Source organism: Streptomyces sp. NPDC054975, from assembly GCF_053609105.1.
In genome coordinates this window covers 1-26,586 of record NZ_JBSGWV010000044.1, presented here as the reverse complement: position 1 = coordinate 26,586, position 26,586 = coordinate 1, and the positions used below count along the sequence as shown (strand labels likewise).

Genomic DNA, 26,586 nt, shown 5'->3' with positions numbered 1-26,586 from the left:
GCTTGGTGGTGTCGCCTGCCTTCGTGTTGATCATAGGGAAAGGGCGGTCGTGCGGTCCGCCGTGTCGGCGCGTCAGGACTTCTCGGGGGTGAGCACGACGAAGTCCGCGTTCGACGCGTCGACGCAGACCGCGAGCCGGCCCACTCCCTCCGCGTCGTCCGGGCCCATCTGCACGGTGCCTCCGTTGGCCGTCACGCGGGCGACCGCCGCGTCGCAGTCCTCGACGTCGAAGACGGGGTGCCAGTACGGCCGTCCGTTCGTCAGGGTGAGGTGCTCCTTGGGCATGCCCATGATGCCGCCCTGCATCCGCTCCTCGGGCAGGCCGGCCGGGGTGACCAGCGAGTACGTACCGCCGCCGCCCGGCAGCTCCATGTCGCTGTACCACCAGCCGAAGACATCGCCGTAGAACCGCTTCGCGGCCTCCGCGTCGCTCGTGTACAGCTCCGTCCAGGAGAGCGAGCCGGGCGCGTCCACGAGCTCCACCCCGCTGTTCGTGCCCGGCTGCCAGACGGCGAACTGGCCGCCCAGCGGGTCGCTGTACTGCGCCATCCGGCCCCACTCGTCGAGGTCCATGGGGGCGACCCGGACCGTGCCGCCGGCCTGTTCGACCGCCCGGGTCGTGGCGTCCGCGTCGGTGACGCCGTAGTAGATCATCCAGGCCGAGCGGGCGCCCGCCTCGGTGAGCTTGCCGAGCCCGGCGACGATCTTGCCGTTCTTGCGGAACATCCCGCCCTCCATGTCCTCACCGCCTTCCATGGGCTCGTAGTCCCAGCCGAGCACGGCGCCGTAGAAGGCCGCCGCGGCCGGCACGTCGGGTGCCCCGAGGTCGATCCAGCACGGGACGCCGGGTACGGGGTCGGTGGTGATCATGATCTTTTCCTTCCGGAGGTCCTTTGCCGCCAGCCTGGCACCGCCCCGCGGGTCGCGCATGACGGGCGGTGGCCGGCGATGAAGGGTGGACTCCGCCCGCCTCCGAAACTCATCGGCGACGATGCCCTGGCCGTGTCCGCGGGCCGCCGGGGCCGGCCCGCCCTGTTGGGTGATGGGTGCGTCGTGCGGGGCGCTTTTCGTGGCATCTGCCAGTACGGCGGCCGGGCGGGGGCGGAGGAGACTCGTCGGCACGGTCACGGCCGGGCTGCCTTCGTGGGCGGAGGAGCGGTGTGGCCGCGTACAGGACGAAGCGCAGAAGGGGGAGCACGTGAGCGTGCAACAGTACGACCAGATCGGCGAGGCGTTCGAGGGGTTCAAGTCCCTGCCGTTGATCCGGTACGGGGAGGTGCCGAGCTTCCTGGGCATGGTCGGCGACGTGAGCGGCAGGTCGGTGCTCGACCTGGCGTGCGGCACCGGTTTCTACAGCCGGGAGTTCAAGCGGCGCGGCGCCTCGGACGTCTTCGGTGTCGACATCTCCACCGAAATGATCGCCGCCGCCCGGGAGTTCGAGCAGCGTGAGCCGCTGGGTGTCCGCTACGAGGTCGGTGACGTGGCCGAACTGGGGCAGCTCGACCGGCGCTTCGACATCGCGCTCGCGGTGCAGTGCCTCAACTACGCCGAGGACATCGCGGCGATGGAGCGGATGTGCCGCAACATCCACCGGAACCTGGTGCCGGGCGGGGAGTTCTTCGTGTTCGCCCAGAAGCCGGACTACCAGTTCGACTGCGCGTCCCTGGAGGCGTACGGGTTCCGCTGCGAGCCGACCGGCGGGGAGACCGAGACGGGACCCCGGGTGCGGGTCACGGCTCTCCTCGACCCGCAACCGATCAGCATCGTCGGTGCGGCCCCGCGCCGCGAGGTGTACGAGAAGTGTCTGCGGGCGGCCGGGTTCAGCGAGCTCGAGTGGGTTCCGCTCCAGGTCTCCGAAGCCGGCATCCGTGAGTTCGGCGAGGACTTCTGGGCGGACCTCTTCGCGAGCCCGCCGCTCGAGATGCTGCGCTGCCGCGCCTGACGGCCTCCGCCGGCAGGCGGGACGGAAGGGCAGGCTCCGGAACCCGTGGCCCGTGTCAGGAACCGTTCGCGGACGTTGGCACTCATGACCCATGGGTTCCGGAGACGGCGCGCACCGCGCGGGTCGGCCGGAGCCTCGCGGCACACCGCTGGTCGTGTGCCGCGTCGAACGAGTCGAGGAATCCACGTGCCCCTGTCGCAACATCGACGCCTTGCCGTCAGCGCCACCCTGGTCGCCGCGCTCGCCGCCGGCGTCGCGCCCGCCACCAGCGCCTTCGCCGCGCCCGCCGCCACCGACCCCGTCACGGCGGTCGAAACCGCGGTGCGCCCCGGCGTCAAACTCCCCGACATGGAGGGCGTCACCGGGGCGCTGAACGCAGCCATGGCCAAGGGCGCGCCGGGCGCCATGGCCCGCTTCACCGGACCCACCGGCGTCAAGACGCGCACCCTCGGGGTCCGCGACCGCGTCTCGGGCGCGCCCATGGACACCCAGGCGCGGTTCCGGATCGGCAGCGTCAGCAAGACCTTCTCCTCCGTCGTGCTGCTGCAGCTGGTGGACGAGGGCAAGGTGGAGCTCGACGCGCCGGTCAACCGCTACCTGCCCGGTCTGCTGCCCGACGACAAGATCACGGTGCGTCATCTGCTCACGCACCGCAGCGGCTTGGCGGACTACACCGACGCCATGTTCAACCAGACGGTGCCCGGTTTCGAGGCCGTACGGAACCGCGTCTTCAGCTACCAGGAGCTGGTGAACCTCTCCCTGGCCGAGCCGCGCACCACGCAGCCCGGCGTCGCGTACAAGTACTCCAACGCCAACTTCGTGGTCGTCGGCATGCTCATCGAGAAGATCACCGGCCAGCCGGTGGCCCAGGAGTACCAGCGCCGCATCTTCACGCCGCTCGGGCTGCGGAACACCTCGTACGTCCACCCCGACACCCGCATCGCCGGGCTTCAGGTACGCGGCTACCTGCACCCGGACGAGGCCGGCGCGCCGCTCGTGGACTCGACCGAACAGACCGTGTCCTGGGCGCAGTCGGCCGGTGCGGTCATCTCCACCACGGAGGACCTGAACACCTTCACCACCGCGCTGATGCGGGGCCGGCTGCTGTCGCCGCGCATGCTCGACGCGATGACGACGGTCACCCCGACGGACGCCACCAACACCCGCTTCTACGGACTCGGCCTGCGCCGCTACGACCTGTCCTGCGGGGCACAGGTGTACGGCCACACCGGCACCGTGCAGGGCTTCTACACGTACGCCTTCGCGACCCGTGACGGCCGCCGCAGCCTCGCCGCGATGGCGAACACGTCCAACCGGGGCGAGGCCAACACCGCGCTCGGTGGCACGCTGGAGGCCGCGTTCTGCGGCAAGAAGCCGGCCGCGGCGCCGTCCTCCCGCGCGGCACTCGACGCAGCGGCGACCGGCCTCCCTGCCGAGCAGGACCTCGCAGAGAACCGCTGACCCACGGACGCGCCACGTCGGGCGGCCGGTCCTTGACCGGGCCGCCCGGCGCGGCGCTCCGCGCCACGCGGCGTGTCGCGGGACCCGCCTCCACCGGTCACAGCCATCCCGACCGCTGCGCCTGCAGGGCGAGCTGAAAACGGTTCGCCGCGCCGAGGCGGGCCATCAGGATCTGGAGCCGCCGGAAGAGCGTGCGGCGGCTGATCCCCAGCTCGCGGGCGACGACCTCGTCGCTCGCGCCGCCCGCGAGGAGCCGCAGCAGGCGACGGTCGGCGGGCGGCAGGCCGCCCGGGCGGGTGGTGCGGCCGTGGAACGGCAGGGCGGCCTGCCAGGACTGCTCGAACAGGGCCACGAGCGCCGAGAGGAGCCCGCACGGCTGCACCACCAGCATCGAGTGGTGCACGTCGGCCTCCTGGATCGACAGCGACACCAGCGCGTACGCCTCGTCGATGATCACGAGCTTGACCGGCACCGACGGCAGCACCCGGGCCTGCTCGCCCGCCTCGATGCACGGCTCGATCGCCTCCTGCAGATGGCCCGGATGCTCCAGGGACTCCCGCGAGTAGACGACACGTTGCGTCACCCCGCGCGCCAGAGTGGCCAGCGCGTCGTCCGTGGCACCCGGCAGCGGGAAGTAGGGAGGGGACTCGAACTGCCGGATCTGCTCGCGGGCGCTCGCCCACGCCTGGCGCATCCGGGGACCGACGGCGTCCCCCGTGACGACCTCCACGAGACGGTCGTCGTACGCGGCGAGCCGCCGGCGCCGGAAGGACTCGAACGCCCCGCCGACCGCGAGGCGCGACTCCTCCAGCTCGGCCGCCCGGTGCCGGGCCAGGATCTCCAGACCGGCGGCCGGCGGCACCGGAGCCACCACCTCCGCGCCCTCGTCCGCCGCGCCGGCCAGACCGGCGTCGGCCAGCTCACCGTAGGCGGCCGCGAGCTCCGCGCGGCCCAGACCGGCCGCCGTCCCGATCGCGTCCAGGGGGACCGGCGCCAGGTCCAGGAGCGCCAGATAGACCCGGACGGCGGCCTCGCCGACGCCCAGCAGCCGGAGGGCCTCGCCGAGTTTCTCGTGCGTCATGGACCGCATTATCGACGCGTCGCCGACCCGCGGTGTGGCCGATCCGTGCCAGTGGCACTCCTCGGCCCCCGACGCGTGTGACAAGGGCTACTGTCCGCTGCACCGGAGCCGCCCGAGAACGAGGCGGCGAGGACGCGGACGAAGGGACACGACGTGGCCAAGGGGCGGAAGAACGGTCTGTACGCGGGGATCTCCGACGAGCTCTCCGCACTCATGCGCGCGGGCTGGGCGGACACCGAGCGGCACGACCTGGAGCTCGACGAGCAGGCCCCGTACGCGGCCCGCCGACGCGACGCGCTCTCCGCGCGCTTCCCCGGCGAGCGCCTCGTGATCCCCTCGGGCAACCTCAAGGTCCGCTCGAACGACGACACCTACCCCTTCCGCCCGTACTCGGGCTACGTGCACATGACCGGGGACCAGGCACGGGACGGCGCGCTCGTCCTCGAACCCCGCGCGGACGGCGGCCACGACGCGTACTGCTACCAGCTGCCCCGGGACAGCAGGGACAACGACGAGTTCTGGATCGGCGCCACCGCCGAGCTGTGGATGGGGCGGCGCCGCTCCCTGGCCGAGTCGGAGCGGGTCCTCGGCCTGGCCTGCCGTGACGTCCGCACGGCGGCCTCCGACCTGGCCGTCGCCCCCACCGTGCCCACCCGGATCGTCCGGGGCGTCGATCCGGCCCTGGAGGCGGCCGTCACCACCGACGAGGAGCGTGACGAGGAACTGGAGGAGGCGCTCAGCGACCTCCGGCTCGTCAAGGACGCGTGGGAGCTGGCCGAGATGCGCAAGGCCGTGGACTCCACCGTGCGCGGCTTCACCGACGCGATCGGCGAGCTGTCCCGCGCGGTCGCCTCCTCGGAGCGCTGGATCGAGGGCACCTTCTTCCGCCGCGCGCGGCTGGAGGGCAACTCCGTCGGTTACGGCTCGATCTGTGCCGCCGGCGAGCATGCCACGATCATGCACTGGACGGACAACGACGGTCCGGTGCGCCCGGGGGAGCTGCTCCTGTTCGACGCCGGCGTGGAGACCCGCACCCTCTACACCGCCGACGTCACCCGTACCCTCCCGATCAGCGGCACCTTCACTCCCGTGCAGCGCATGGTCTACGACGCCGTGTACGAGGCCCAGGAGGCGGGCTTCGCCGCCGTGAAGCCGGGGGCCGCGTACCGCGACTTCCACGAGGCGTGCCAGCGCCACCTGGCGGCCCGGCTCGTCGAGTGGGGCTTCATCCAGGGGCCCGCCGACCGCGCGTACGCACTCGGCCTCCAGCGCCGCTTCACCATGGCCGGCACCGGTCACATGCTCGGCCTGGACGTCCACGACTGCGCGCAGGCCCGGAACGCGGAGTACGTCGACGGGGTCCTGGAGCCCGGCATGGTGCTCACCGTCGAGCCCGGCCTCTATTTCCAGCCGGACGACCTCACCGTGCCCGAGGAATGGCGCGGCATCGGCGTCCGGATCGAGGACGACCTCGTCGTCACCGAGGACGGCCACGAGAACCTGTCGGCGGGACTTCCGCGCACCGCCGACGAGGTCGAGGCGTGGATGGCCCGGGTCGCGGGCTGACCCTCGGGCGGGAAACCGGCCCGGGTCGTCCCCAGGGGAACGGCCGGCCACGGGTGCGCCCGGGCGGTTGTCCACAGGTTCACGGAGACCGGTCAGGAGTGTCGGCGGTCGCGGATAGGCTTCTGGAATGGTCCTTCCGGAAGCTTCCCCCGCGACCACCTCCGACGCGTCGGAGGTGCTGCACCGCGTCTTCGGTTACAGCTCCTTCCGAGGCGCGCAGCAGGAGATCGTCGAGCAGGTCGTCGGGGGCGGCGACGCCCTCGTCCTGATGCCCACCGGCGGCGGAAAGTCGCTCTGCTACCAGATCCCGGCACTCGTCAGACAGGGCACGGGCGTCGTGATCTCGCCGCTCATCGCGCTGATGCAGGACCAGGTGGACGCGCTCACCGCCCTCGGCGTGCGGGCCGGATTCCTGAACTCGACGCAGGACCCGTACGAACGGCAGACCGTCGAGCAGGCCTTCGTCGCCGGTGAGCTGGACCTGCTCTACCTGGCTCCCGAGCGGCTGCGTACGGAGGGGACGCAGCGGCTGCTCGACCGGGGCACGGTGTCGCTCTTCGCGATCGACGAGGCGCACTGCGTGGCCCAGTGGGGTCACGACTTCCGGCCCGACTATCTCGCGCTGTCCATGCTGCACGAGCGCTGGCCGAAGGTGCCGAGGATCGCGCTGACCGCGACGGCCACCGAGGCGACGCACGCCGAGATCGCCGCGCGGCTCGGTCTCCAGGACGCCCGGCACTTCGTCGCGAGCTTCGACCGGCCGAACATCCAGTACCGCATCGTCCCCAAGAACAACCCGACCAAGCAGGTCCTCGACCTGATCCGCACCGAGCACGAGGGGGACGCGGGAGTCGTCTACTGCCTCTCGCGCGCCTCGGTGGAGAAGACGGCCGCCTTCCTGGTGGAGCACGGCGTCGACGCCCTGCCGTACCACGCGGGGATGGACGCCCGCACGCGCGCGGCGAACCAGGCCCGCTTCCTGCGGGAGGACGGTGTCGTGATCGTCGCGACGATCGCCTTCGGCATGGGCATCGACAAGCCGGACGTGCGGTTCGTGGCCCACCTCGACCTGCCGAAGTCGGTCGAGGGCTACTACCAGGAGACCGGCCGGGCGGGCCGCGACGGCGAGCCGGCCACGGCATGGCTGGCGTACGGACTGCAGGACGTGGTCCAGCAGCGCAAGCTCATCGAGGGCTCGGAGGGCGACGAGACGCACCGCCGGTCCCTGGCCGCGCACCTGGACGCCATGCTCGCGCTGTGCGAGACGGTCGACTGCCGACGGGCGCGGCTGCTCGCGTACTTCGGGCAGCAGGGCGAGCCGTGCGGCAACTGCGACACCTGCCTGACCCCGGCCGAGTCCTGGGACGGCACGGTCGCGGCGCAGAAGCTGCTGTCCACGGTGTGGCGCCTGGCCAAGGAGCGGCGCCAGAAGTTCGGCGCCGGCCAGATCATCGACATCCTGCAGGGCAAGAAGACGGCCAAGGTCATCCAGTTCGACCACGACGGTCTGTCGGTCTTCGGCGTGGGGGCGGATCTGTCCACGGCGGAGTGGCGCGGGGTCGTACGCCAGCTGCTGGCGCAGGGGCTCCTCGCCGTCGAGGGCGACTACGGGACGCTCGTGCTGACGGAGGCGAGCGGCGAGGTGCTGGGCGGCCACCGCAAGGTCCCGCTGCGGAAGGAGAAGGCCGCCGCCACGAGCGCGCGCAAGGAGCCCGGGGCGCGTTCCGGGAAGGGCGCCCGGGTGCCGGTCGACCTTCCGGCGGAGGCCGTCGCGGTCTTCGAGGCGCTCCGCGCCTGGCGGGCCGCGACTGCGCGCGAGCAGGGCGTACCGGCGTACGTCGTCTTCCACGACGCGACGCTGCGGGAGATCGCGACCCTGTTCCCCACGACGGCCCAGGAGTTGGGCACCGTCGGCGGCGTGGGCGAGGCCAAGCTCGCCAAGTACGCCCAGGGCGTCCTGGACACCCTGGCCGAGTGCCGCGCCCCCGAGGCCGCCCCTGCGGCTCCCGCTGCCGGGTCTCCTGCTCCCGGGGTCCCTGCTCCCGGCGCGTCCGGCCCGGAGTTCGACGACGAGCCGCCCCTCGACCCGGAGGACGAGGCGGAGCCGCCCTGGGACGACTGGCAGTGAACGGCCCGTTCAGGGCCGGTCGGCGAGGAGTGCGGACCGGCCCATGAGGCCGGCGCCCCCAGGACCGTCTGGGGGCGCCGGAGTTCGGGTGGTCAGGGGCGGCTGGTGAGGTAGCCGCCCATGGAGGTGAAGTACTCCGTCGCGGGCAGCTCCCGGCCGTCCTCGGTCCGTACGCGGGTGATCGCCAGGCCGTGGTTGCGGCCGGTGCGCGCGTCCGCGCCGGCGACGATCACGACGCCCTCGCCCTCGCGGTAGAAGATCCGGCCGGGCGTCCCGCCGTAACGGCCCTCGGAGACCACGGCCGAGACGACTTCGAGGCGCTTGCCCTTGTGGAAGGTGAACGCGGCCGGGTACGGGGCGGACTGGGCGCGGACGAGACGCTCCAGGACCTCGGCGGGCCAGTCCCAGTTGATCCGGATGTCCTCTTCGGCGCGCTTGTGGAAGAAGCTTGCCTGCGAGCGGTCCTGCTTGGTGAACTCGGTCTCCCCGGCGGCGATCCGGGCCAGGGCGCCGACCGTGACCGGGGCGATGAGGTCGACCGTCTTGTGGAACAGGTCGGTGGCGGTGTCCGTGGGTCCGATCGGCACGGCGCGCTGGTCGACGATGTCGCCCGCGTCGAGCACCTCGTCCATCATGTGCGCGGTGACGCCGACTTCCGACTCGCCGTTGATCATGGCCCAGATGATGGGGGAGAAGCCCGCGTACTTGGGCAGCAGCGAGTCGTGGATGTTCAGCGTGCCGTGGCGGGGCAGCGTGTAGATCCGCGGCGGGATCCACGTGCGCCAGTTGTTGGCCACGATGATGTCGGCGTCGGCCTCCTTGAGGCGCTGGAACAGCTCCTCGTCGTCGGGCCTGTTGCGGATGACGACCGGAACGCCGTGCTCCTCGGCCAGGTCGGCGACCGAGTCGCTCCAGATCTTCTCGTAGGCGTGCTCGCTCTTGGGGTGCGTCACGACCAACACGACGTCGTGCTCGGAGTCCAGGAGTGCTTGCAGGGTGCGATGCCCCCAGGTCTGGTAACCGAACATGACGACCCGCATGGGGTTCCTCCTCAGAAGAGCGAATGACCGCGCCAGTAAAGCAAGGCTTACCTAAGGATGCAACGGGCCCTCTTTTCAAGCCCGTTCAGCGCCGCCATCTCTGGCTTGTCCGTTTTGCCCTGTCGACAGTTCGAGCCAGGTCAGGTTAGCTTTACCTAAGTTCGGCTGGCCGGTGCTCTCGGCGAGGTCGGCGCCTCCGTTTTTCATCCACGCCTCACAAGGCGGCTGTCCCGCACGATGGGAGTGACATGTCACAGGTTCTTCCTGGCGACACCCCTCTGGTCCATGACCTCATCGGAATCGGCTTCGGGCCGTCCAACGTGGCCATGGCGATCGCGCTCAGCGAGCACAACGCTCGCGTCGGGAGGCAGGAGGCGGTCACCGCTCACTTCTTCGAGCGCCAGGCGAGCTTCGGATGGCACCGCGGCATGCTGATCGACGACGCCACGATGCAAGTCTCCTTTCTCAAGGACCTGGTGACGCTCCGTAACCCGTCGAGCGAGTACACCTTCCTGCGCTATCTGCAGAGCAAGGGCCGGCTGATCGACTTCGTCAACCACAAGAACCTCTTCCCGCTCCGCGTGGAGTTCCACGACTACTTCGAGTGGGCCGCGGCGAAGGTCGACGACATGGTCTCCTACGGCCACGAGGTCATCTCCGTCGAGCCCGTGGTCCGCGACGGCGTGGTCGAGTACCTCGACGTCACGGCCCGCTCCGGCGCGGAGACGGTGGTCCACCGGGCCCGAAACCTCGTCATCGGCACGGGACTTCGCCCCCTCATGCCCGAAGGCGTCGAGCGGACCGACCGCGTCTGGCACAACTCCGACCTGCTCGCCAAGGTCGACGGCCTCGAAGGCACCGACCCCCAGCGCTTCATCGTGGTCGGCGCCGGCCAGAGCGCCGCCGAGAACGTGGCCTACCTGCACCGCCGCTTCCCCCAGGCCGAGATCTGCGCCGTCTTCTCCCGCTACGGCTACAGCCCGGCGGACGACAGCAGCTTCGCCAACCGCATCTTCGACCCCGCCGCCGTCGACGAGTACTACACGGCCCCCGACGACATCAAGCAGCGGCTGATGGACTATCACGGGAACACCAACTACTCCGTGGTGGACATCGACCTGATCGACGACCTGTACCGGCAGGCGTACCAGGAGAAGGTGCTCGGCACCGAGCGGCTGCGCTTCCTCAACATCTCGCGGCTGACGGGCGTCGAGGAGACCGGGGACACCGTCCGCGCCACCGTCACCTCCCTCGTCACCGGCGAGGAGAACGTGCTGGACGCCGACGTGGTGGTCCTCGCCACCGGCTACAGCCAGGCGGACCCCATCGGCGTCCTCGGTGACGTCGCGAAGAGTTGCCACCTGGACGACGAGGGACGGGTCCGGGTCGAGCGGGACTACCGCATCGCGACCGACCCCGAACTGCGCTGCGGCATCTACCTGCAGGGCGGCACGGAGCACACCCACGGCATCACGTCGTCGCTGCTCTCCAACACCGCGATCCGCGTCGGCGAGATCCTCGACTCGATCCTGGAGCGGAGCCCGCAGCCCGCGCCGGGCCTTCCCCACCAGGTCGCCGACGGCATCGGCTCGGCCCGCTGACGCTCCGCGTCCGCCGACGCCCGCTCGTCGGCCCCCACGCCCCCACTCGCCCCGCCCGCCGCCGCGCGCCGTCGTACGCGCTGGGCGTGGCACGCACAGTGTCATCCCCGTGAAAGGAACCTCCGTGTCCACTGGTACGCGCCCCGATCTGACGCGGTTCGTCAGGTACATCCCCCGGGTGGCCGTCGCCACCGTCGCCGCGCTCGCGCTGTCCGCCTGTGGGGGCGGCAGTGAGAAGGCGGAGTCCAAGCCCTCGGGCGAGGCGAAGTCCTCCACGGCCGCCGCCTTCCCCGTGACGGTGGAGCACAAGTACGGCAGCACGACCATCGAGGCGGAGCCGAAGAAGGTCGTCACCCTGGGCCTGTCGGACCAGGACGCGGTTCTGGCGCTCGGGATCAAGCCGGTCGGCGCCGTGGACTGGTTCAAGGAGACGCCGTACGGCAAGTGGCCCTGGGCGAAGGACAAGTGGGGCTCCACGAAGCCGGAGATCGTCGGCGAGCGCGACGAGTACAACATCGAGAAGATCGCCGCGCTCAAGCCCGACCTGGTCATCGCCCAGTACTCGGGCATGAAGAAGGAGCAGTACGACACGCTCTCGAAGTTCACCAAGGTCGTCGCCCAGCCCAAGGGCCTCCCCGACTACGGAGCCTCCTGGCAGGTCATGACGCGGCAGATCGGCAAGTCCCTCGGCAAGACGGCCGAGACCGAGAAGCTGATCACCGACATCGACGCCCGCTTCAAGGCCGTCCGTGACAAGCACCCCGAGTTCGCCACGAAGACCATCGCCGTCGCCGACAGCTTCGAGGCCGGCAAGTACTCGGCCTTCACGAAGACCGACCCGAAGGCGATCTTCTTCTCCGAGCTCGGCTTCAAGCTGAAGCCCGAGATCGACACCCTGGCCAAGCCCGGCTGGAACGTCGCCGAACTCAGCGCCGAGAAGCTGAACGTCCTCGACGTCGACCGCCTCGTCTGGGTCACCTCCAGCACCGAGGCCAACGAGCGCATCAAGGCCGAACCGCTCTACAAGAAGCTCAAGGTCACCCAGGAGAAGCGCGACCTGTTCGTGCCCTACCAGAACCCCGACATCGGCGCCGCGTTCTCCTTCAACACCGTCCTGTCGATCCCGTACGCCATCGACGAGGTCGAGCCGCTGATCGCGGCCATCAAGTAAGAGCCGGGTCGTACCGGCACCCCGCCCGTCCGCGGACTTCCGCGGACGGGCGGGCCTCACTGACGTACCACCAGGGAAAGGCCCATTCGAACGATGTTTGACGTCGAGTCGGACCGGACGTCCGCTTCCGGCACACCCGTCACGGGCGGGCAGTCCGGGATCTGGCTGGCCCAGCAGATCGACCCGGACAACTCCGCCTACAACATCGTGTTCGCCCTGGACCTGCGAGGCGACATCGACCTCGACCGTCTCGCCGCCGCCGTGCGCCGGGCCGTCGGCGAGGCCGAGAACCTCCACGTACGGGTCGCGGCCGAGGACGGCGTACCGCGCCAGACCTTCGCCCGCGCCCCCTTCGACGTCCCCGTCGTCGACCTGCGCGGCGCCGCCGACCCGGCGCGCGCCGCCGCCGACTGGACGGCCGAAGACCGCGAGCGTCCGGTGGACCTCGCCCAAGGCCCCCTGTTCGCCCAGGCCCTGCTGCGCCTGGCCGACGACCACGTCCTCTGGTACCAGCGCTACCACCACATCGTCACCGACGGCATGGGCGTCGCACTCGTCACCCGCCGGGCCGGCGAGCTCTACACCACCGGCGACGATGCGCCCGCGCCCGGAAACTGGGCGCTCTCGCGCCTGGTCGACGCCGACCTTGCCTACCGGGCCTCCGCCGCGCACCAGGACGACCGCGCCTACTGGCTCGACCGCCTCGCCGACCGGCCCGAACCGGTACGCCTGGTCGAGCGCGGCCAGGCGCCCATGAGGCGGCGGCTGCGCCGCACCTCGGAGCTGACCGCCGAGCTGACCCGGCGCCTGCACGCCGCCGCCGAGCGCGCCGGCAGCCGCCCGTCCCGGCTGCTGGTCGCGGCCGTGGCCGCCTACCTCCACCGCGTCAGCGGCGAACAGGACCTCGTCCTCGGCCTGCCCGTCGCCGCGCGCCTCGACCCCGTGTCGGCCGCGGTCCCCGGCATGGTGTCCAACATCGTGCCGCTACGCCTCGCCGTCCGCCCCGGCACGACCGGCGCCGAACTCCTCACCGCCGCCGGGCACGCGGTCGGCGAGGCGGTCGCCCACGGGCGCTACCGCGCCGAGGACCTGGCCCGTGAGCTGGGCCTCGGCGACGGCGTGAACGAACTCGTCGGCCCCACCGTCAACATCCTGCCCCGCCCCGAGGACCTGCGCTTCGGCGACCACGCCACCGCGCTCGAACCGGTCTGGCTCGGCCCCGTAAGCGACCTGGCCGTGAGCTTCTCCGAGACCTCGGGCGGGCTCGGTCTGCGCGTCCACCTCGATGCCGACGCCGACGTCTGCGACGAGGAGACGCTGCGCGCGCACGAGGACCGCTTCCTCGCCGTGCTCGACGCCTTCACCGAGGACCTCGACCGCCCGGTCGGCCACATCGAGCTGACCACGCCGGCCGAACGGACCCGGCTCCTCGACGAGTTCGGCGTCGCCCCGCGCGAGACGGCCGACCTCTCCTGGCCCGCCACCTTCGAGCGCCAGGTCCGCCGCACCCCGGACGCCGTCGCCCTCGTCTGCGAGGACCGGGAACTGACGTACGCCGAACTGAACGCGCAGGCCAACCGGCTGGCCCGGCTGCTGGCAGGCGGCGGCGTCGGTGCCGAGGACGTCGTCGCCGTGGCCGTCCCGCGCTCGCCCGAACTCGTCGTCTCCCTGCTCGCGGTGATGAAGGCGGGTGCGGCCTACCTGCCGCTGGACGCCGACCACCCGCAGGACCGGATCGCGTACATGCTCACCGACGCCGGTGCGCGCACCGTCCTCACCACCGGCGAGCTGGCCGCCGCGCTGCCGGACGTCCCCGGCGTCGCCCGGCTGCTGCTCGACGCGCAGGGCCTGACCTCCGAGCGGGCGGCCCTCGACCCCTCGGACCTGGACCTGCCCATCGCCCTCGACCGGGCCGCGTACGTCATCTACACCTCGGGCTCCACCGGCCGGCCCAAGGGCGTCGTCGTCTCCCACGACGGCGTCGGCAGCCTCGTCGCCACCGCCACCGACCGCATCGGCATCACCGCCGAGAGCCGGGTCGTCCAGTTCGCGTCCGTCGGCTTCGACGTGACCGTCTGGGACCTCATCATGTCGCTCTGCGTGGGCGGCCGGATCATCGTCGTCCCCACCGAGCGCCGCGTCGCCGGACCCGCCCTCACCGAGTACATCGTCCGGCACCGCGCCACCCACATGATCCTCCCGCCGTCCCTCGTCTCGGCCCTGCCGCAGGACTGCGAGCTGCCCGACGGCGCCGTCCTGATCGTCGGCACGGAAGCCGTGCCCAGCGAGCTGATCGCCCGCTGGAACGGACGGCTCCAGGTCGTCGTGGCCTACGGACTCACCGAGGCCACCGTTAACTCCACACTCTGGGTCGCCACCCCCGACCGGCCGGGCCCCGCGCCCATCGGCGAACCCGACCCCAACACCCGCGCCTACGTCCTCGACGCGGCGCTCCGCCTCGTGCCGATCGGCGCCGAGGGCGAGCTGTACGTCGCCGGGCGGGGCCTCGCCCGCGGCTACCTCGGCCGGCCGGGCCTCACCTCCGAGCGCTTCGTCGCCGACCCGTACGCCGACGAGCCCGGCGCGCGGATGTACCGCACGGGCGACCGCGTCCGCTGGGGCGCCGACGGCAACCTGGAGTTCCTGGGCCGCTCCGACGGCCAGATCAAGATCCGCGGCCACCGCATCGAGCCCGGCGAGATCGAGAGTGCCTTCATGGCCTGCGAGGGCATAGCCCAGGCCGCCGTCCTCGTCCGCGAGGACCACCGCAGCGCCAAGCGGCTCGTCGCCTACCTCGTGGCCGACGCCGGTACGGACCCGGAGGCCGCCGTCGCCGCCGCGCGGACCCGGATCGCCGAGGCGCTGCCCGACCACATGGTCCCCTCCGCCGTCGTACGCCTCGACGGGCCGCTGCCGCTGACGCCCAACGGCAAGCTCGACAGCCGCGCCCTGCCCGAGCCCCGGTGGACCGCGAACGCGGGCGGCGACGCGCCCACCACGCCCGCCGAGACCGCGCTCGCCGCGCTCTTCGCCGACGTGCTGCGCCTGCCGTCGGTCGGCATCCACGACAGCTTCTTCGAGCTGGGCGGCGACAGCATCGTCGCCATCCAGCTGGTCAACCGCGCCCGCGAGGCCGGGCTCGCGATCACCCCGCGCGACATCTTCCGCCGGCGGACGGTGGCCGCGCTCGCCCGGACCGCCGAGACGGCCGGCGCCTCCCCGGCCGCTGTGCGGGCCGTCGAGCTCGACGAGGACGCCCTGCCCGTCTCCCCGCTCCAGGAAGGTTTCTTCTTCCACGCGGAGTTCGACCAGAACGCGAGCGACCTCTACGTCGTCCAGGAGCTCCTTGACCTCGCGGGCGCCGTCGACGCCGAGCGGCTCCGGCACACGCTCCAGCTGCTCCTCGACCGGCACCCGTTGCTGCGCGCCGCCTTCCGCCAGCTGCCCGGCGGCGAGGTCGTCCAGCGCATCGCCGACCGCGCCGAGCTTCCGTGGCGCGAGGCCGACACTGCCGGCACCGCGTTGGAGGAGGTGCTGCGCCAGGACCGTGCCGAGGGCTTCGACCTCGCCCGGCCCCCGCTGATGCGGGCCACCCTCATCCGGGACGGACAGCGCCACCGCCTGCTGCTCACCCTGCACCACATCATCGCCGACGGCTGGTCGGTCTCCGTCCTGCTCCGTGAACTCACCGCCGCCTACAAGGGGGGCGCTCTGCCCGAGCCGCCCGCGCCGCAGCCGTACCTGGCCTGGCTCGCGGGCCGGGACCTCGACGCCGCCCGCGAGGCGTGGGGACACGCCCTGGCCGGCCTCGACGGCCCGACCCGGCTGCCCGCCCTCGCCACCGGCGACGACCACGGCACACCGGTCGCCCGGCCCGAGCACGTGGACGTGCGCCTCCCCGAGTCGCTCACCGCCGACCTCACCGCCCGCGCCCGCACCCAGGGTCTGACTCTCTCGACCGTCGTCAACGGCGCCTGGGCGCTGCTCCTCGGCGGTCTGACCGGCAGCCAGGACGTCGTGTTCGGCACCACCGTCTCCGGCCGCACCACCGAGGTCGAGGGCCTGGACGCGGCCGTCGGCCTGTTCATCAACACCGTCCCGGCCCGGGTCACCCTGCGCGGCGGCGAGTCGCTCGCCGAGCTGCTGCGGCGCGTCCAGGACGAGCACGCGGCCCTCCTGGACCACCAGCACCTCGGCCTCGCAGAGATCCAGCGGATCGCGGGCGGCGGCGAACTCTTCGACACCCTCGTCGTGTTCGAGAACTATCCGTCCGGCGACCTGACCGCCGACGAGGACAACCCGGAGGCGCTGCGCCTCACCGGCGCCGAGGTCTTCGACGCCGTGCACTACCCGCTCGCGCTCATCGTCGAGCAGGGCGGCGGCGGACTCGCGCTGCGCTTCAAGTACGACGCGGCCCGGCTCGACCAGCTCTCCGTGGCCGTGATCGCCCACCGCTTCGAGGCGCTGCTGCGCACCCTCGTGGCCGACCCCGGCCGCCCGGTCGCCCGCGTCGGGCTGCTCTCCGAACGGGAGGCCGAGCGCCTCACCGCGCTCAACGACACCACGCACCCGCTGCCGTACGCCGACGCCACCCTCGCCTCCCTGTTCGCCGCGCAGGTGGCCCGGACGCCCGACGCCCCCGCCCTCGTCTTCGAGGGCGACACCCTGTCGTACGCCGAACTCGACCGGCGTGCCGAGTCCCTGGCCCGGCGGCTGCGGGCGCGCGGCGCGGGCCCGGAGGAGTTCGTCGCCGTCGCCGTGCCCCGCTCGGCGGAGCTGATGGTCGCGCTGCTCGGCGTCCACAAGGCGGGCGCCGCCTACCTGCCCGTCGACCTCGACTACCCCGCCGACCGGGTCGCGTTCATGCTCGCCGACTCCGGTGCCCGTACGGTCGTCACCACCGCCGACGCGGCCGGCCGGCTGCCCGGAGTGCCGGACCTCGCCCACGTCCTGGTCGACCGCGACGAGGACGCCCCGGACACCCCGGCCGTCCCCGCCCGGCCCGACCACCCCGCGTACCTGATCTACACCTCCGGCTCCACCGGGCGCCCCAAGGGCGTCGCCGTCACCCACCGGGCGATCGTCAACCGCCTGGCCTGGATGCAGGACGCCTACGGGCTCGACGCGGACGACCGGGTGCTCCAGAAGACGCCGTCCAGCTTCGACGTCTCCGTCTGGGAGTTCTTCTGGGCCCTGATCGAGGGCGCCACCGTCGTCCTCGCCCGGCCCGACGGCCACCGCGACCCTGCGTACCTGGCCGAGCTGATCCGTACCGAACGGATCACGACGCTGCACTTCGTCCCGTCGATGCTGGCCGCGTACGTCCAGGTCATGGAGGCCGCCCCCGGCACCCCCGCGTGGGCGTCGAGCCTGCGCCGGGTGTTCTGCAGCGGCGAGGCCCTCACCGGCCCGGACGCCCGCCGCTGGTCGGAGCTGACCGCCCGGCGCGGCGACGGCCCCGTGCCGCTGCACAACCTGTACGGCCCCACCGAGGCGGCCGTCGACGTCACGTACTTCCCGTACGAGGGCGGCGACGAACTCGCCGTACCGATCGGCCGTCCCGTCTGGAACACCCGTCTGTACGTCCTCGACTCCTTCCTGCGCCCCGTCCCGGACGGCGTGCCCGGCGAGCTGTACCTCGCCGGCGTCCAACTGGCCCGTGGCTACCACGACCGGCACGGCCTGACCGCCGAGCGGTTCGTCGCCGACCCGTTCGGCGTGCCCGGCGAGCGGATGTACCGCACCGGCGACCTGGTCAGCCGGCGCGCCGACGGCGCCGTCGAGTACCTCGGCCGGACCGACCGCCAGGTCAAAGTGCGCGGCAACCGCATCGAACTGGGCGAGATCGAGGCCGCGTTGGCCGCCCTCCCCGGAGTCGCCCGCGCCGCCGTGATCGTCCGCGACGGAGCCCTCCTCGGCTACGCGGTCCCGGCGCCCGGCGCCGCCCCGGACGGCGAGGCCCTCCTGGAGGCGCTCGCCGGGGCGCTGCCCGCGGCGATGGTGCCGACGGCCGTCACCACCCTCAAGGAGCTGCCGCTCTCACCCAGCGGCAAGCTCGACCAGAACGCCCTGCCCTCGCCGACCGTCGCGCCGCGCGCCGGCGGACGCGCGCCCCGCGACGAGCGGGAACGCGCCCTGTGCGAGATCTTCACCGACGTCCTGGGCCTGCCCGGGATCGGTGCCGACGACGACTTCTTCATGCTCGGCGGCGACAGCCTCAGCTCCATCTCCGTCGCCACCCGGGCCCGTGAAAGGGGACTGACCATCAGCCCGCGCGATGTGTTCGAGCACCGCACCCCCGCCGCGCTCGCCGCGACGGCCGCGCAGGTGCCGGACGAGCCCGCCACCGAGCCGGCCCCCGAGGCGCCCGCCGCGGTGACCGTGTCCGCCACCGACGCCGGGCAGGCCGCCGCCGCCCTCCAGGCGATGCTCGCCGCGCAGGCGCAGTCCGGCGCGGCCGTCGACCCGGCCCTGAAGGCGCTGCTCGACCAGCTGACCGCCGCCGCCCCGGCGGAGCCGACGGCCCCCGCGCCGCTGGGCGGCCTCGCGCTGACCGACGAGGAGACCGCCCGCGTCGAGGCGGCGGCCGGGCTCCCGGTCGCCGACATCTGGCCGCTCTCCCCGCTCCAGGAGGGCATGTACTTCCACGCCACCTACGACACCGGTGACGCCCTCGACGTCTACCTGTCGCAGGAGAACCTGGACTTCGACCGCCCCCTGGACGCCGACCGGCTGCGCGCCGCCTGCCGGGCGCTCCTGGAGCGCAACGCGAGCCTGCGCGCCGGGTTCACCAGCGACGGCCTGCCCCGGCCCGTGCAGTTCATCGCCGACGGCGCCGAGATCCCGCTGACGGTGACCGACCTCAGCGGGGTGCCCGCCGAGGAGCGGAACGCCCGCCTCGACGCGCTGCTCGCCGCCGACCGCCGGCAGCGCTTCGACCTGTCCGCGCCGCCGCTCTGCCGCCTCCAGCTCATCCGGCTCGGCGACGGCCATGACCGGCTGGTCGTCACCCACCACCTCATCCTGTGGGACGGCTGGTCCGCCTGGCTCTTCCTGGAGGAGCTGTTCACGCTCTACGAGCGGTCCGGCGACACCACCGGACTGCCCGCCCCCGGCTCGTACCGCGACTACCTGGCCTGGCTGGACCAGCAGGACACCGACCGGGCCGTCGACGCCTGGCGCGGCGCGCTCGCCGGCTTCGACGAGCCGACCCTCGTCGCCCCGACGGGCCGCGACGCCGGCCCCGTCATCCCCGTCGACCACGACGCGGTCCTGACCCGGGAGACCAGCGACCGGCTGCGTACCCTCGCCCGGCAGCACGGTCTCACCCTCAACACCGTCCTCAACGCCGCCTGGGGCCTGGTCCTCTCCGCGATGACCGGGCGCGGCGACGTCGCCTTCGGCACCGCGGTCGCCGGACGGCCCGCGGACGTCCCGAACGTCGCCGGCATCATCGGCATGTTCCTCAACACCATCCCGGCCCGGGTCGCCTTCGCCCCCGACGAGCCGCTGCTCGACCTGTTGCGCCGTATGCAGTCCGAGCGCGCCGCCGTCATGCCGTACGAGTACGTGGGCCTCGGCACGCTCCAGCAGGAGACCGGCCACCGCCGCCTCTTCGACACCCTCTTCGTGCTCCGCTCCGCCGACGGCGAGGACCGCGCCGCCGCGCTTCGGCAGCGGCACGGCATCACCGACGTTACGAACGTCGACGGCACCCACTTCCCGCTCACCCTGATCGTCACCCCCGAGACGCGGCTGCGGGTCACCCTCGCCGCCCGTCCCGACCTCTTCGACGCCGAGGCCGCCACCACCATCCTCGGCCGCTTCACGACCGTTCTGGAGCGGCTCGGCGACCTCCTCGCCGGTTCGGACGCGGTCACCGCCCGTACCGTCGGAGTGGACCTGCTGCTGCCGGCGGAGCGCGCCGCACTGGCCGCCGAGTGGTCCGGCAGCCGCGAGCCCGTCCCGAACGAGACCATCGCCGACATGCTGACGGCCCAGGTCGCCCGCACCCCCGACGCGGTGGCCCTGGTCTTCGGCGAGCGCGCCCTGACGTACGCCGAACTCGACGCGCACATCAACCGCATCGCCCGCCTGCTCCTCGCCCGGGGCGCGGGACCCGAGAAGGTCGTGGCGCTCGCGCTGCCCCGGTCCATCGACATGGTCGCCGCCCTCTTCGCCGTCCTGCGGACCGGCGCCGCGTACCTGCCGCTCGACCTGGACCACCCGGCCGACCGGCTGCGCCTCATGGTCGAGGACACCGGCCCCCTGTGCCTCGTCTCCACCGCCGCCGTCGCCCCGACCCTGCGCGGACCCGACGGCGCCGTCGCCCCCGAACTCCTCCTGGACGACAAGACCGTGGCCGCCGAGCTGGCCGCCCTGCCCGGCGGGGAGATCACGGACGCCGAGCGGCCCGCCTTCGCCCACGACGTGGCCGACCGGCTGGAGTACCCGGCCTACGTCATCTACACCTCCGGCTCCACCGGCCGCCCCAAGGGCGTCGTCACCCCTTACCGGGGCCTGACGAACATGCAGCTCAACCACCAGAAGGAGATCTTCGACCCGGCCATCGCCTCGGCCGGCGGGCGGCGCCTGCGCATCGCGCACACCGTCTCCTTCGCCTTCGACATGTCGTGGGAAGAGCTCCTGTGGCTCGTCGAGGGCCACGAGGTCCACGTCTGTGACGAAGAGCTGCGCCGCGACGCCGAGGCCCTGGTCGCCTACTGCGACCTGCACCGGGTCGACGTGGTCAACGTGACCCCCACCTACGCCCAACTCCTCATCGAGGAAGGCCTCCTCGACCGGGACGAGCCCGGCACCTCCGGAGCCGGGAAGCACCGCCCCGCGCTCGTCCTGCTCGGCGGCGAAGCCGTCTCCGACACGGTGTGGACGACGCTGCGCCGCACCGAGGGCACGTACGGCTACAACCTGTACGGGCCCACCGAGTACACGATCAACACCCTCGGCGGCTCGACCACGGACAGCGCCACCTCCACGGTCGGCATGCCCATCCGCAACACGCGCGCCTACGTCCTGGACACGATGCTCCGGCCGGTCCCGCCGGGCTGCCCCGGCGAGCTGTACATCGCCGGCACGGGCCTGGCCCGCGGCTACCACGACCGCCCCGGCCTGACCGCCGAACGCTTCGTCGCGGACCCCTTCGGCGAGCCGGGGGAGCGGATGTACCGCACCGGCGACCTCGTGCGGCAGCGGCCCGACGGGCTGCTCGACTTCCTGGGCCGCACCGACGACCAGGTGAAGATCCGCGGATACCGGATCGAGCTGGGCGAGATCGCCACGGCCCTCTCCTCGCACCCCGAGGTCGCCCACGCGGCGGTCGTCGTCAACGAGAGCACCGGCACCAAGCGGCTCGTCGGCTACTTCGCCCCGGAGGACGGCACGCAACCGGGGGAGGCGCTGCTCCAGCGGCTGCGTGAACACCTCAAGGCCGGGCTGCCCGACTACATGGTCCCCTCCGCGCTCGTCCCCGTGGACACCCTGCCGCTCACCGTCAACGGCAAGCTGGACGTACGGGCCCTGCCCGCGCCGGACTTCGCCGGATCGGGCACGAGCCGCGCCCCGCGCACCCCGCGCGAGGAGACGCTCTGCGGCCTCTTCGCGGAGGTCCTCGGCCTGCCCGAGGGCAGCGTCGGCATCGACAGCGACTTCTTCGAGCTCGGCGGCCACTCGCTGCTCGCCACCCGGCTCGTCAGCCGCGCCCGTACCGCCCTCGACACCGAACTCGCCATCCGTGACCTGTTCGAGGCGCCCACCGTCGCGGAGCTCGTCGAGAGGGCGGACCGTGCCGGCGGCGCCGCCCGGCCCGCGCTGACGGCCGCCGAGCGGCCCGACGAACTGCCGCTCTCCCACGCCCAGCAGCGGCTCTGGGTGATCCAGCAGATCGAGTGCACCTCGGCCGCGTACAACTTCCCGCTGGTCATGCGGTTGCGCGGGGCCCTCGACGTCGACGCCTGGGGCGCGGCGCTCGCCGACGTCACCGCACGGCACGAAGCGCTGCGCACGGTCTTCGTGGAGCGTGACGGCCAGGCCCTCCAGCGGGTGCTGCCCGCCCACGAAGCCAGGCCCGTCGTCGAGCGCCTGTCCGCCACCGAGGACCAGGTGCCCGACCTGATCGAGGCCACCGTCAACCGGCCGTTCGACCTCGCCGCCGAACTGCCGCTGCGGGCCACGGTCGTGGAGCTGGCCCCCGAGGACCACGTCGTCGTCCTGCTGCTCCACCACATCACCACCGACGAGTGGTCGGACCGCCCCTTCCTCCGCGACCTGGCCGCCGCCTACGCGGCCCGCACCGCCGGTACGGCACCGCGCTGGGAGCCGCTGCCCGTCCAGTACGCCGACTACGCCCTCTGGCAGCAGCGCCTGCTCGGCGACCCGGCGGACGCCGACAGCCTGGCCGCCCGTCAGCTGGAGTACTGGCGTACGACCCTGGACGGCGCCCCCGAGGAGCTGGAACTGCCCACGGACCGGCCCCGGCCCGCCCGCCCGGCGTTCTCGGGCGCCGAACTGGACATCGCCTTCGACGCCGACGTCCACGAGGGGCTGAAGCGGATCGCCCGCGAGACCGGCGCCAGCATGTTCATGGTCGTCCACGCGGCCGTGGCGGCCCTGCTGCACCGCATGGGCGCCGGGACGGACATCCCGCTCGGCTCGCCCATCGCGGGGCGCGGCGACGAGGCCCTCGACGACCTGGTCGGCTTCTTCGTCAACACCCTCGTGCTCCGCACCGACCTGAGCGGCGACCCGTCCTTCACCGAGCTCCTCGCCCGGGTCAGGGAGACCGACCTCGCCGCCTTCTCCCACGCGGACGTGCCCTTCGAGTCGGTCGTCGAGAAGCTCAACCCGACCCGCTCCCTCTCCCGGAACCCCCTGTTCCAGGTGATGGTCGGCTACCACGCCCGTACCGGCGACAGCCTCGAACTGCCCGGCCTGAGCGCCGACTACGTGCCGTTCCGCATCCGCTCCGCCAAGTTCGACCTGGTGTTCAGTTTCACCGAGCACACACCGGCCGACGGCTCCGCCGGCTCCCTGGCCTGCCGCCTGGAGTTCGCCACCGAGCTGTTCGACCACGCGACCGCCGAGCGTCTCGGCGAGCGCCTGCGCGCACTGGTCGCGGCCCTCGTCGCCGCGCCCGAACAGCCCGTGTCGCGGGCGGAGATCCTCGCCGACGACGAACGGCACCTGGTCCTGGAGGGCTTCAACGGCACCGCCCGCGAGGTCGACGAGGAAACCTTCCCGGCCCTGTTCGCGGCCCGGCTCGCCGAGCGCCCCGACGCGGTCGCCGTGGTCGACCGCGTCCGGGCCGTCACGTACGCGGAGCTCGACGCCCGCGCCAACCGCCTCGCCCGGCTGCTCGCGACGCGTGGCGTCGGTGCCGAGAGCGTCGTCGGCGTGGCCGTGCCCCGCTCGGTCGACATGGTCGCCACGGTGCTCGCCACGCTGAAGCTGGGCGCCGCGTTCCTGCCGCTGGACCTGGTCCACCCGGCCGACCGGCTCGCCTACATGATCGAGGACTCGCGGGCGGCGCTCGTCGTCGGGACCGAGCCGGTCGCGGGCAAGATCCCGCAGGTCGCGGGCGTACCGGTGGTGCTGCTCGACGAGCCGACGGTCGCCGCCGAACTGGCGGCCCTGCCCGAGAGCGCGATCGAGGCGCAGCCGGTCCTGATGGACCAGGCCGCGTACGTCATCTACACCTCCGGTTCGACCGGCCGCCCCAAGGGTGTCGTCGTCCCGCACGAGGGCATTTCCAGCCTCGTCGCCACGGCGGTCGACCGCATGGGGCTGGAACACGACAGTCACGTCCTGCAGTTCGCCTCGATCGGCTTCGACGTCTTCGCGTTCGAACTGTCCATGGCGCTCTGCCACGGCGGCCGCCTCGTTCTCATCACCGACGAGGCACGGGTCGCGGGCCCGGCACTCACCGACTTCCTCGCCGAGCAGCGGATCACGCACATGATCCTGCCGCCGTCGCTCGTCTCCGCCCTGCCGCCCGGCTGCGCACTGCCCGAGGGATCGACCGTCCTCGTCGGTACGGAGACGGTGCCGCCGGACGTCTTCGAGAGGTTCGGCGCCACGGCCCACCTGATCTGCGCCTACGGACTCACCGAGGCCACCGTCAACTCCACGCTCTGGCCCTCGCGCGAGCACGGAGGCCGCCCCTCCGGCCGGGTGCCCATCGGCCGGCCCGACCCCAACACCCGCGCCTACGTCCTGGACGACCACCTGCGGCCCGTCCCGCCCGGCGTCGTCGGCGAGCTGTACGTGGCCGGCCGCGGCCTCGCCCGCGGCTACCTCGGCAAGGCCCCGCTCACCTCCGAGCGGTTCGTCGCCGACCCGTTCGGCGCGCCCGGCAGCCGGATGTACCGCACCGGCGACCGCGCCCGCTGGCGCGCCGACGGCAACCTGGACTTCCTCGGGCGCGTCGACACCCAGGTGAAGGTCCGCGGCTTCCGCATCGAACTGGGCGAGATCGAGGCCGCGCTCGCCGGGCACCCGTCCGTCGCCCAGGCCGCCGTGGTCCCCGACCGCGACGGCGACATCGTCCGCCTCGTCGGCTACGCCGTCCCCGAGGCGGGGGAGTCCCTGGAGGCGGACCTCGACCCGCAGGAGCTGCGTGCCCATGTGGCCGGGCTGCTGCCCGAGTACATGGTCCCGGCGCTCGTCGTCGCCCTCGACGGACCGCTGCCGCTGACCCCCAACGGCAAGCTGGACCGCAAGGCGTTGCCCGTACCGGACTGGGCGGCGATGACCGGCGACGCACAGCCGGCCAACGAGACGCAGGAACGGCTGGCCGCGCTGTTCGGCGAGATCCTCAAGCTGGAGAAGGTCGGCGTCCACGACAACTTCTTCGCGCTCGGCGGGCACTCCATGGCCTCGATGCGGCTCCTCGGGCGTATCCGCGCCGAGTTCGGCGTCGAGCTGTCCATCCGCGACGTCTTCGACGCGCTGACCGTCGCCGGCATCGAGGGCAAGCTCAAGGGCGCCGCCACGGCCCGCCCGGCTCTGCGCCCGGTGGAGGACCGTCAGGAACCGTTCCTGGCCGCACCCGTCCAGCGCTGGCAGTGGGACGCCCACCAGCGGCACGGGGGCTTCGACCACGCGCTCGTCCTGCGCTCGCCCGGCGGCCTGGACGCGGACGCGCTGTCCGCGGCCCTCGCCGACGTGGCCGACCGCCACGAGCCGCTGCGCACGGCGTTCTCGGAACGCGACGGCGCCCTGCACCACCGGGCCGTCGAGCCCCCGGTCCTCACCCTGGAGGAGTGCGACGACCTGGAGGCGCGCCTCACCGAACTGGCCGCCGGATCACCGGAGCCGGACCGCAAGGCCCCGCTCGTCGCCCACCTGCTGACGGCGGCCTCGGGGGAGCAGGCACTGCTCCTGGCCATGCACTACCTGGCGGTGGACGAATGGTCGGTCGTCCCGCTCTTCCGCGACCTGACGACGGCGTACGCGGCCCGGAAGGCGAGCGGCGAGCCCGGCTGGGCCCCGCTGCCGGTCGGTTACGCGGACTACGCCACGTGGGCCCGCGAGGTCCTGGGCGACCTGAGCGACCCGGACAGCCCCGGCGGACGTCAACTCGCCTACTGGCAGGAGACCCTGAAGGGCGCCCCGAACCGGCTGGCCCTCCCGGCGGACGGCAGCTGCTCGTCCTCGCCCGGCGCGGACCACGTGGGCTTCGTCCTGGACGAGGACTTGCACGCGGCCGTGGACGAGCTGGCCCGGGCGACCGGCACGAGCATGTTCATGGTGCTGCACTCCGCCCTGGCGGCGCTGCTCACCGCCCACGGCGCGGGCACGGACCTGCCCATCGGAACGATGGTCGCGGGCCGTACCGACGATCAACTTGCCGACCTGGTGGGCTGCTTCTTCAACACGGTCGTGCTGCGCACCGACACCGGTGGCGACCCGACGTTCGCGCAGCTCCTGGCCCGCGTACGGGAGACCACGCTCGGCGCCCTCGACCGGCAGGACGTCCCGTTCGAGGAGGTCGTCCGGGCGACCGGGCTGCCCGAGGAAGGCCCGCAGGTCATGGTGATCCACCATGAGCAGGCGGACCTGGAGCAGTTGGAGGGCGGCATCGGCTCCCTCGACGCCGTACCGACCGGCTCGACCCGGGCACAGCTGAGCCTCAGCTTCTACGAGCCGCAGGGCGACGGCCCGGTCCACTGCGGCCTGATCCACGCCACCGACCTGTTCGGCACCGCCAAGGCGCGGCGGCTCGCCGACGAACTCCAGAGGCTGCTGCGTACCGTGGCCGCCGACCCGGAACAGCCGCTCTCGGAGCTGTTCACCGCCATGTCCACAAGGAGTGAGACCGCATGAGCACCAACCCGTTCGAGGACCCGCAGGGCAGCTTCCTGGTCCTGGTCAACGACGAGAACCAGCACTCGATCTGGCCCTCGTTCGCCGAGGTCCCCGCCGGCTGGCGAACCGTCTTCGGCGAGGACACCCGCGACGCGTGCCTCGCGTACGTCGAGCAGCACTGGACGGACCTCCGCCCGGCCGGCCTGGCCACCGCCCAGCAGTCCTGACGCCCCCGCACGACCGACGCCGCCGCCCGTGGAGCTCCCTCCACGGG

The 26,586-nt window shown here is 72.6% G+C and carries 11 protein-coding genes; 8 read left to right on the top strand and 3 right to left on the bottom strand.

Going from position 1 to position 26,586, the window contains the following annotated elements:
* Window positions 1-72 precede the first annotated feature (72 nt).
* On the bottom strand, window positions 73-870 hold the full coding sequence (locus tag ACWF79_RS27935) for a VOC family protein (protein WP_453730925.1): 798 nt from the start codon (window positions 868-870) through the stop codon (window positions 73-75).
* Window positions 871-1,198: 328 nt separating this feature from the next.
* On the opposite strand from ACWF79_RS27935, the gene ACWF79_RS27930 reads away from it, so the two are divergent.
* Both ACWF79_RS27930 and ACWF79_RS27925 read left to right on the top strand, forming a co-directional pair.
* Entirely contained in the window at window positions 1,199-1,942 is a 744-nt protein-coding gene (locus tag ACWF79_RS27930; RefSeq protein ID WP_453730924.1) for a class I SAM-dependent methyltransferase, read from the top strand.
* A 186-nt stretch (window positions 1,943-2,128) separates the two neighbouring features.
* Window positions 2,129-3,403, top strand: coding sequence for a serine hydrolase domain-containing protein (locus ACWF79_RS27925; RefSeq protein WP_453730923.1), 1,275 nt, complete (start codon window positions 2,129-2,131; stop codon window positions 3,401-3,403).
* Between the two features lie 97 nt (window positions 3,404-3,500).
* On the opposite strand, the gene ACWF79_RS27920 is transcribed toward ACWF79_RS27925, so the two are convergent.
* On the bottom strand, window positions 3,501-4,484 hold the full coding sequence (locus tag ACWF79_RS27920) for a LuxR family transcriptional regulator (RefSeq protein WP_453730922.1): 984 nt from the start codon (window positions 4,482-4,484) through the stop codon (window positions 3,501-3,503).
* A 153-nt stretch (window positions 4,485-4,637) separates the two neighbouring features.
* Between ACWF79_RS27920 and ACWF79_RS27915 the strand changes: the two genes are divergently transcribed.
* Together ACWF79_RS27915 and recQ are read left to right on the top strand one after the other, a co-directional pair.
* Window positions 4,638-6,050, top strand: coding sequence for an aminopeptidase P family protein (locus ACWF79_RS27915; RefSeq protein ID WP_453730921.1), 1,413 nt, complete (start codon window positions 4,638-4,640; stop codon window positions 6,048-6,050).
* A 127-nt stretch (window positions 6,051-6,177) separates the two neighbouring features.
* Window positions 6,178-8,178, top strand: coding sequence for a DNA helicase RecQ (recQ, locus tag ACWF79_RS27910; protein WP_453730920.1), 2,001 nt, complete (start codon window positions 6,178-6,180; stop codon window positions 8,176-8,178).
* A 92-nt stretch (window positions 8,179-8,270) separates the two neighbouring features.
* Here recQ and ACWF79_RS27905 read toward each other — a convergent pair whose 3' ends face one another.
* The gene (locus tag ACWF79_RS27905) at window positions 8,271-9,218 is read right to left on the bottom strand and encodes a methionyl-tRNA formyltransferase (RefSeq protein ID WP_453730919.1); all 948 of its coding nucleotides are present in this window, start codon (window positions 9,216-9,218) and stop codon (window positions 8,271-8,273) included.
* Between the two features lie 248 nt (window positions 9,219-9,466).
* Between ACWF79_RS27905 and ACWF79_RS27900 the strand changes: the two genes are divergently transcribed.
* The 4 genes from ACWF79_RS27900 to ACWF79_RS27885 all read left to right on the top strand — a co-directional run bounded on the left by ACWF79_RS27900 (window position 9,467) and on the right by ACWF79_RS27885 (window position 26,539).
* Window positions 9,467-10,819 carry a lysine N(6)-hydroxylase/L-ornithine N(5)-oxygenase family protein gene (locus tag ACWF79_RS27900; RefSeq protein ID WP_453730918.1) on the top strand — a complete coding sequence of 451 codons (1,353 nt, stop codon included), beginning with the start codon at window positions 9,467-9,469 and terminating at the stop codon, window positions 10,817-10,819.
* Window positions 10,820-10,943: 124 nt separating this feature from the next.
* On the top strand, window positions 10,944-11,990 hold the full coding sequence (locus ACWF79_RS27895) for an iron-siderophore ABC transporter substrate-binding protein (RefSeq protein WP_453730917.1): 1,047 nt from the start codon (window positions 10,944-10,946) through the stop codon (window positions 11,988-11,990).
* A gap of 93 nt (window positions 11,991-12,083) precedes the next feature.
* Window positions 12,084-26,330, top strand: a complete 14,247-nt coding sequence (locus tag ACWF79_RS27890; protein ID WP_453730916.1) for an amino acid adenylation domain-containing protein — start codon at window positions 12,084-12,086, stop codon at window positions 26,328-26,330.
* A complete protein-coding gene (locus tag ACWF79_RS27885; RefSeq protein WP_453730915.1) occupies window positions 26,327-26,539 on the top strand; it encodes an MbtH family protein in 213 nt (70 codons plus the stop codon). Before ACWF79_RS27890 ends, ACWF79_RS27885 begins: the two co-directional genes overlap by 4 nt.
* Window positions 26,540-26,586 lie beyond the last annotated feature (47 nt).

Coding starts and splice junctions, on each gene's coding strand:
- ACWF79_RS27890 (WP_453730916.1), top strand. CDS start 12,084: ATGTTTGACGTCGAGTCGGACCGGACGTCCGCTTCCGGCACACCCGTC.
- ACWF79_RS27935 (WP_453730925.1), bottom strand. CDS start 870: ATGATCACCACCGACCCCGTACCCGGCGTCCCGTGCTGGATCGACCTC.
- ACWF79_RS27885 (WP_453730915.1), top strand. CDS start 26,327: ATGAGCACCAACCCGTTCGAGGACCCGCAGGGCAGCTTCCTGGTCCTG.
- ACWF79_RS27900 (WP_453730918.1), top strand. CDS start 9,467: ATGTCACAGGTTCTTCCTGGCGACACCCCTCTGGTCCATGACCTCATC.
- ACWF79_RS27920 (WP_453730922.1), bottom strand. CDS start 4,484: ATGACGCACGAGAAACTCGGCGAGGCCCTCCGGCTGCTGGGCGTCGGC.
- ACWF79_RS27905 (WP_453730919.1), bottom strand. CDS start 9,218: ATGCGGGTCGTCATGTTCGGTTACCAGACCTGGGGGCATCGCACCCTG.
- recQ (WP_453730920.1), top strand. CDS start 6,178: ATGGTCCTTCCGGAAGCTTCCCCCGCGACCACCTCCGACGCGTCGGAG.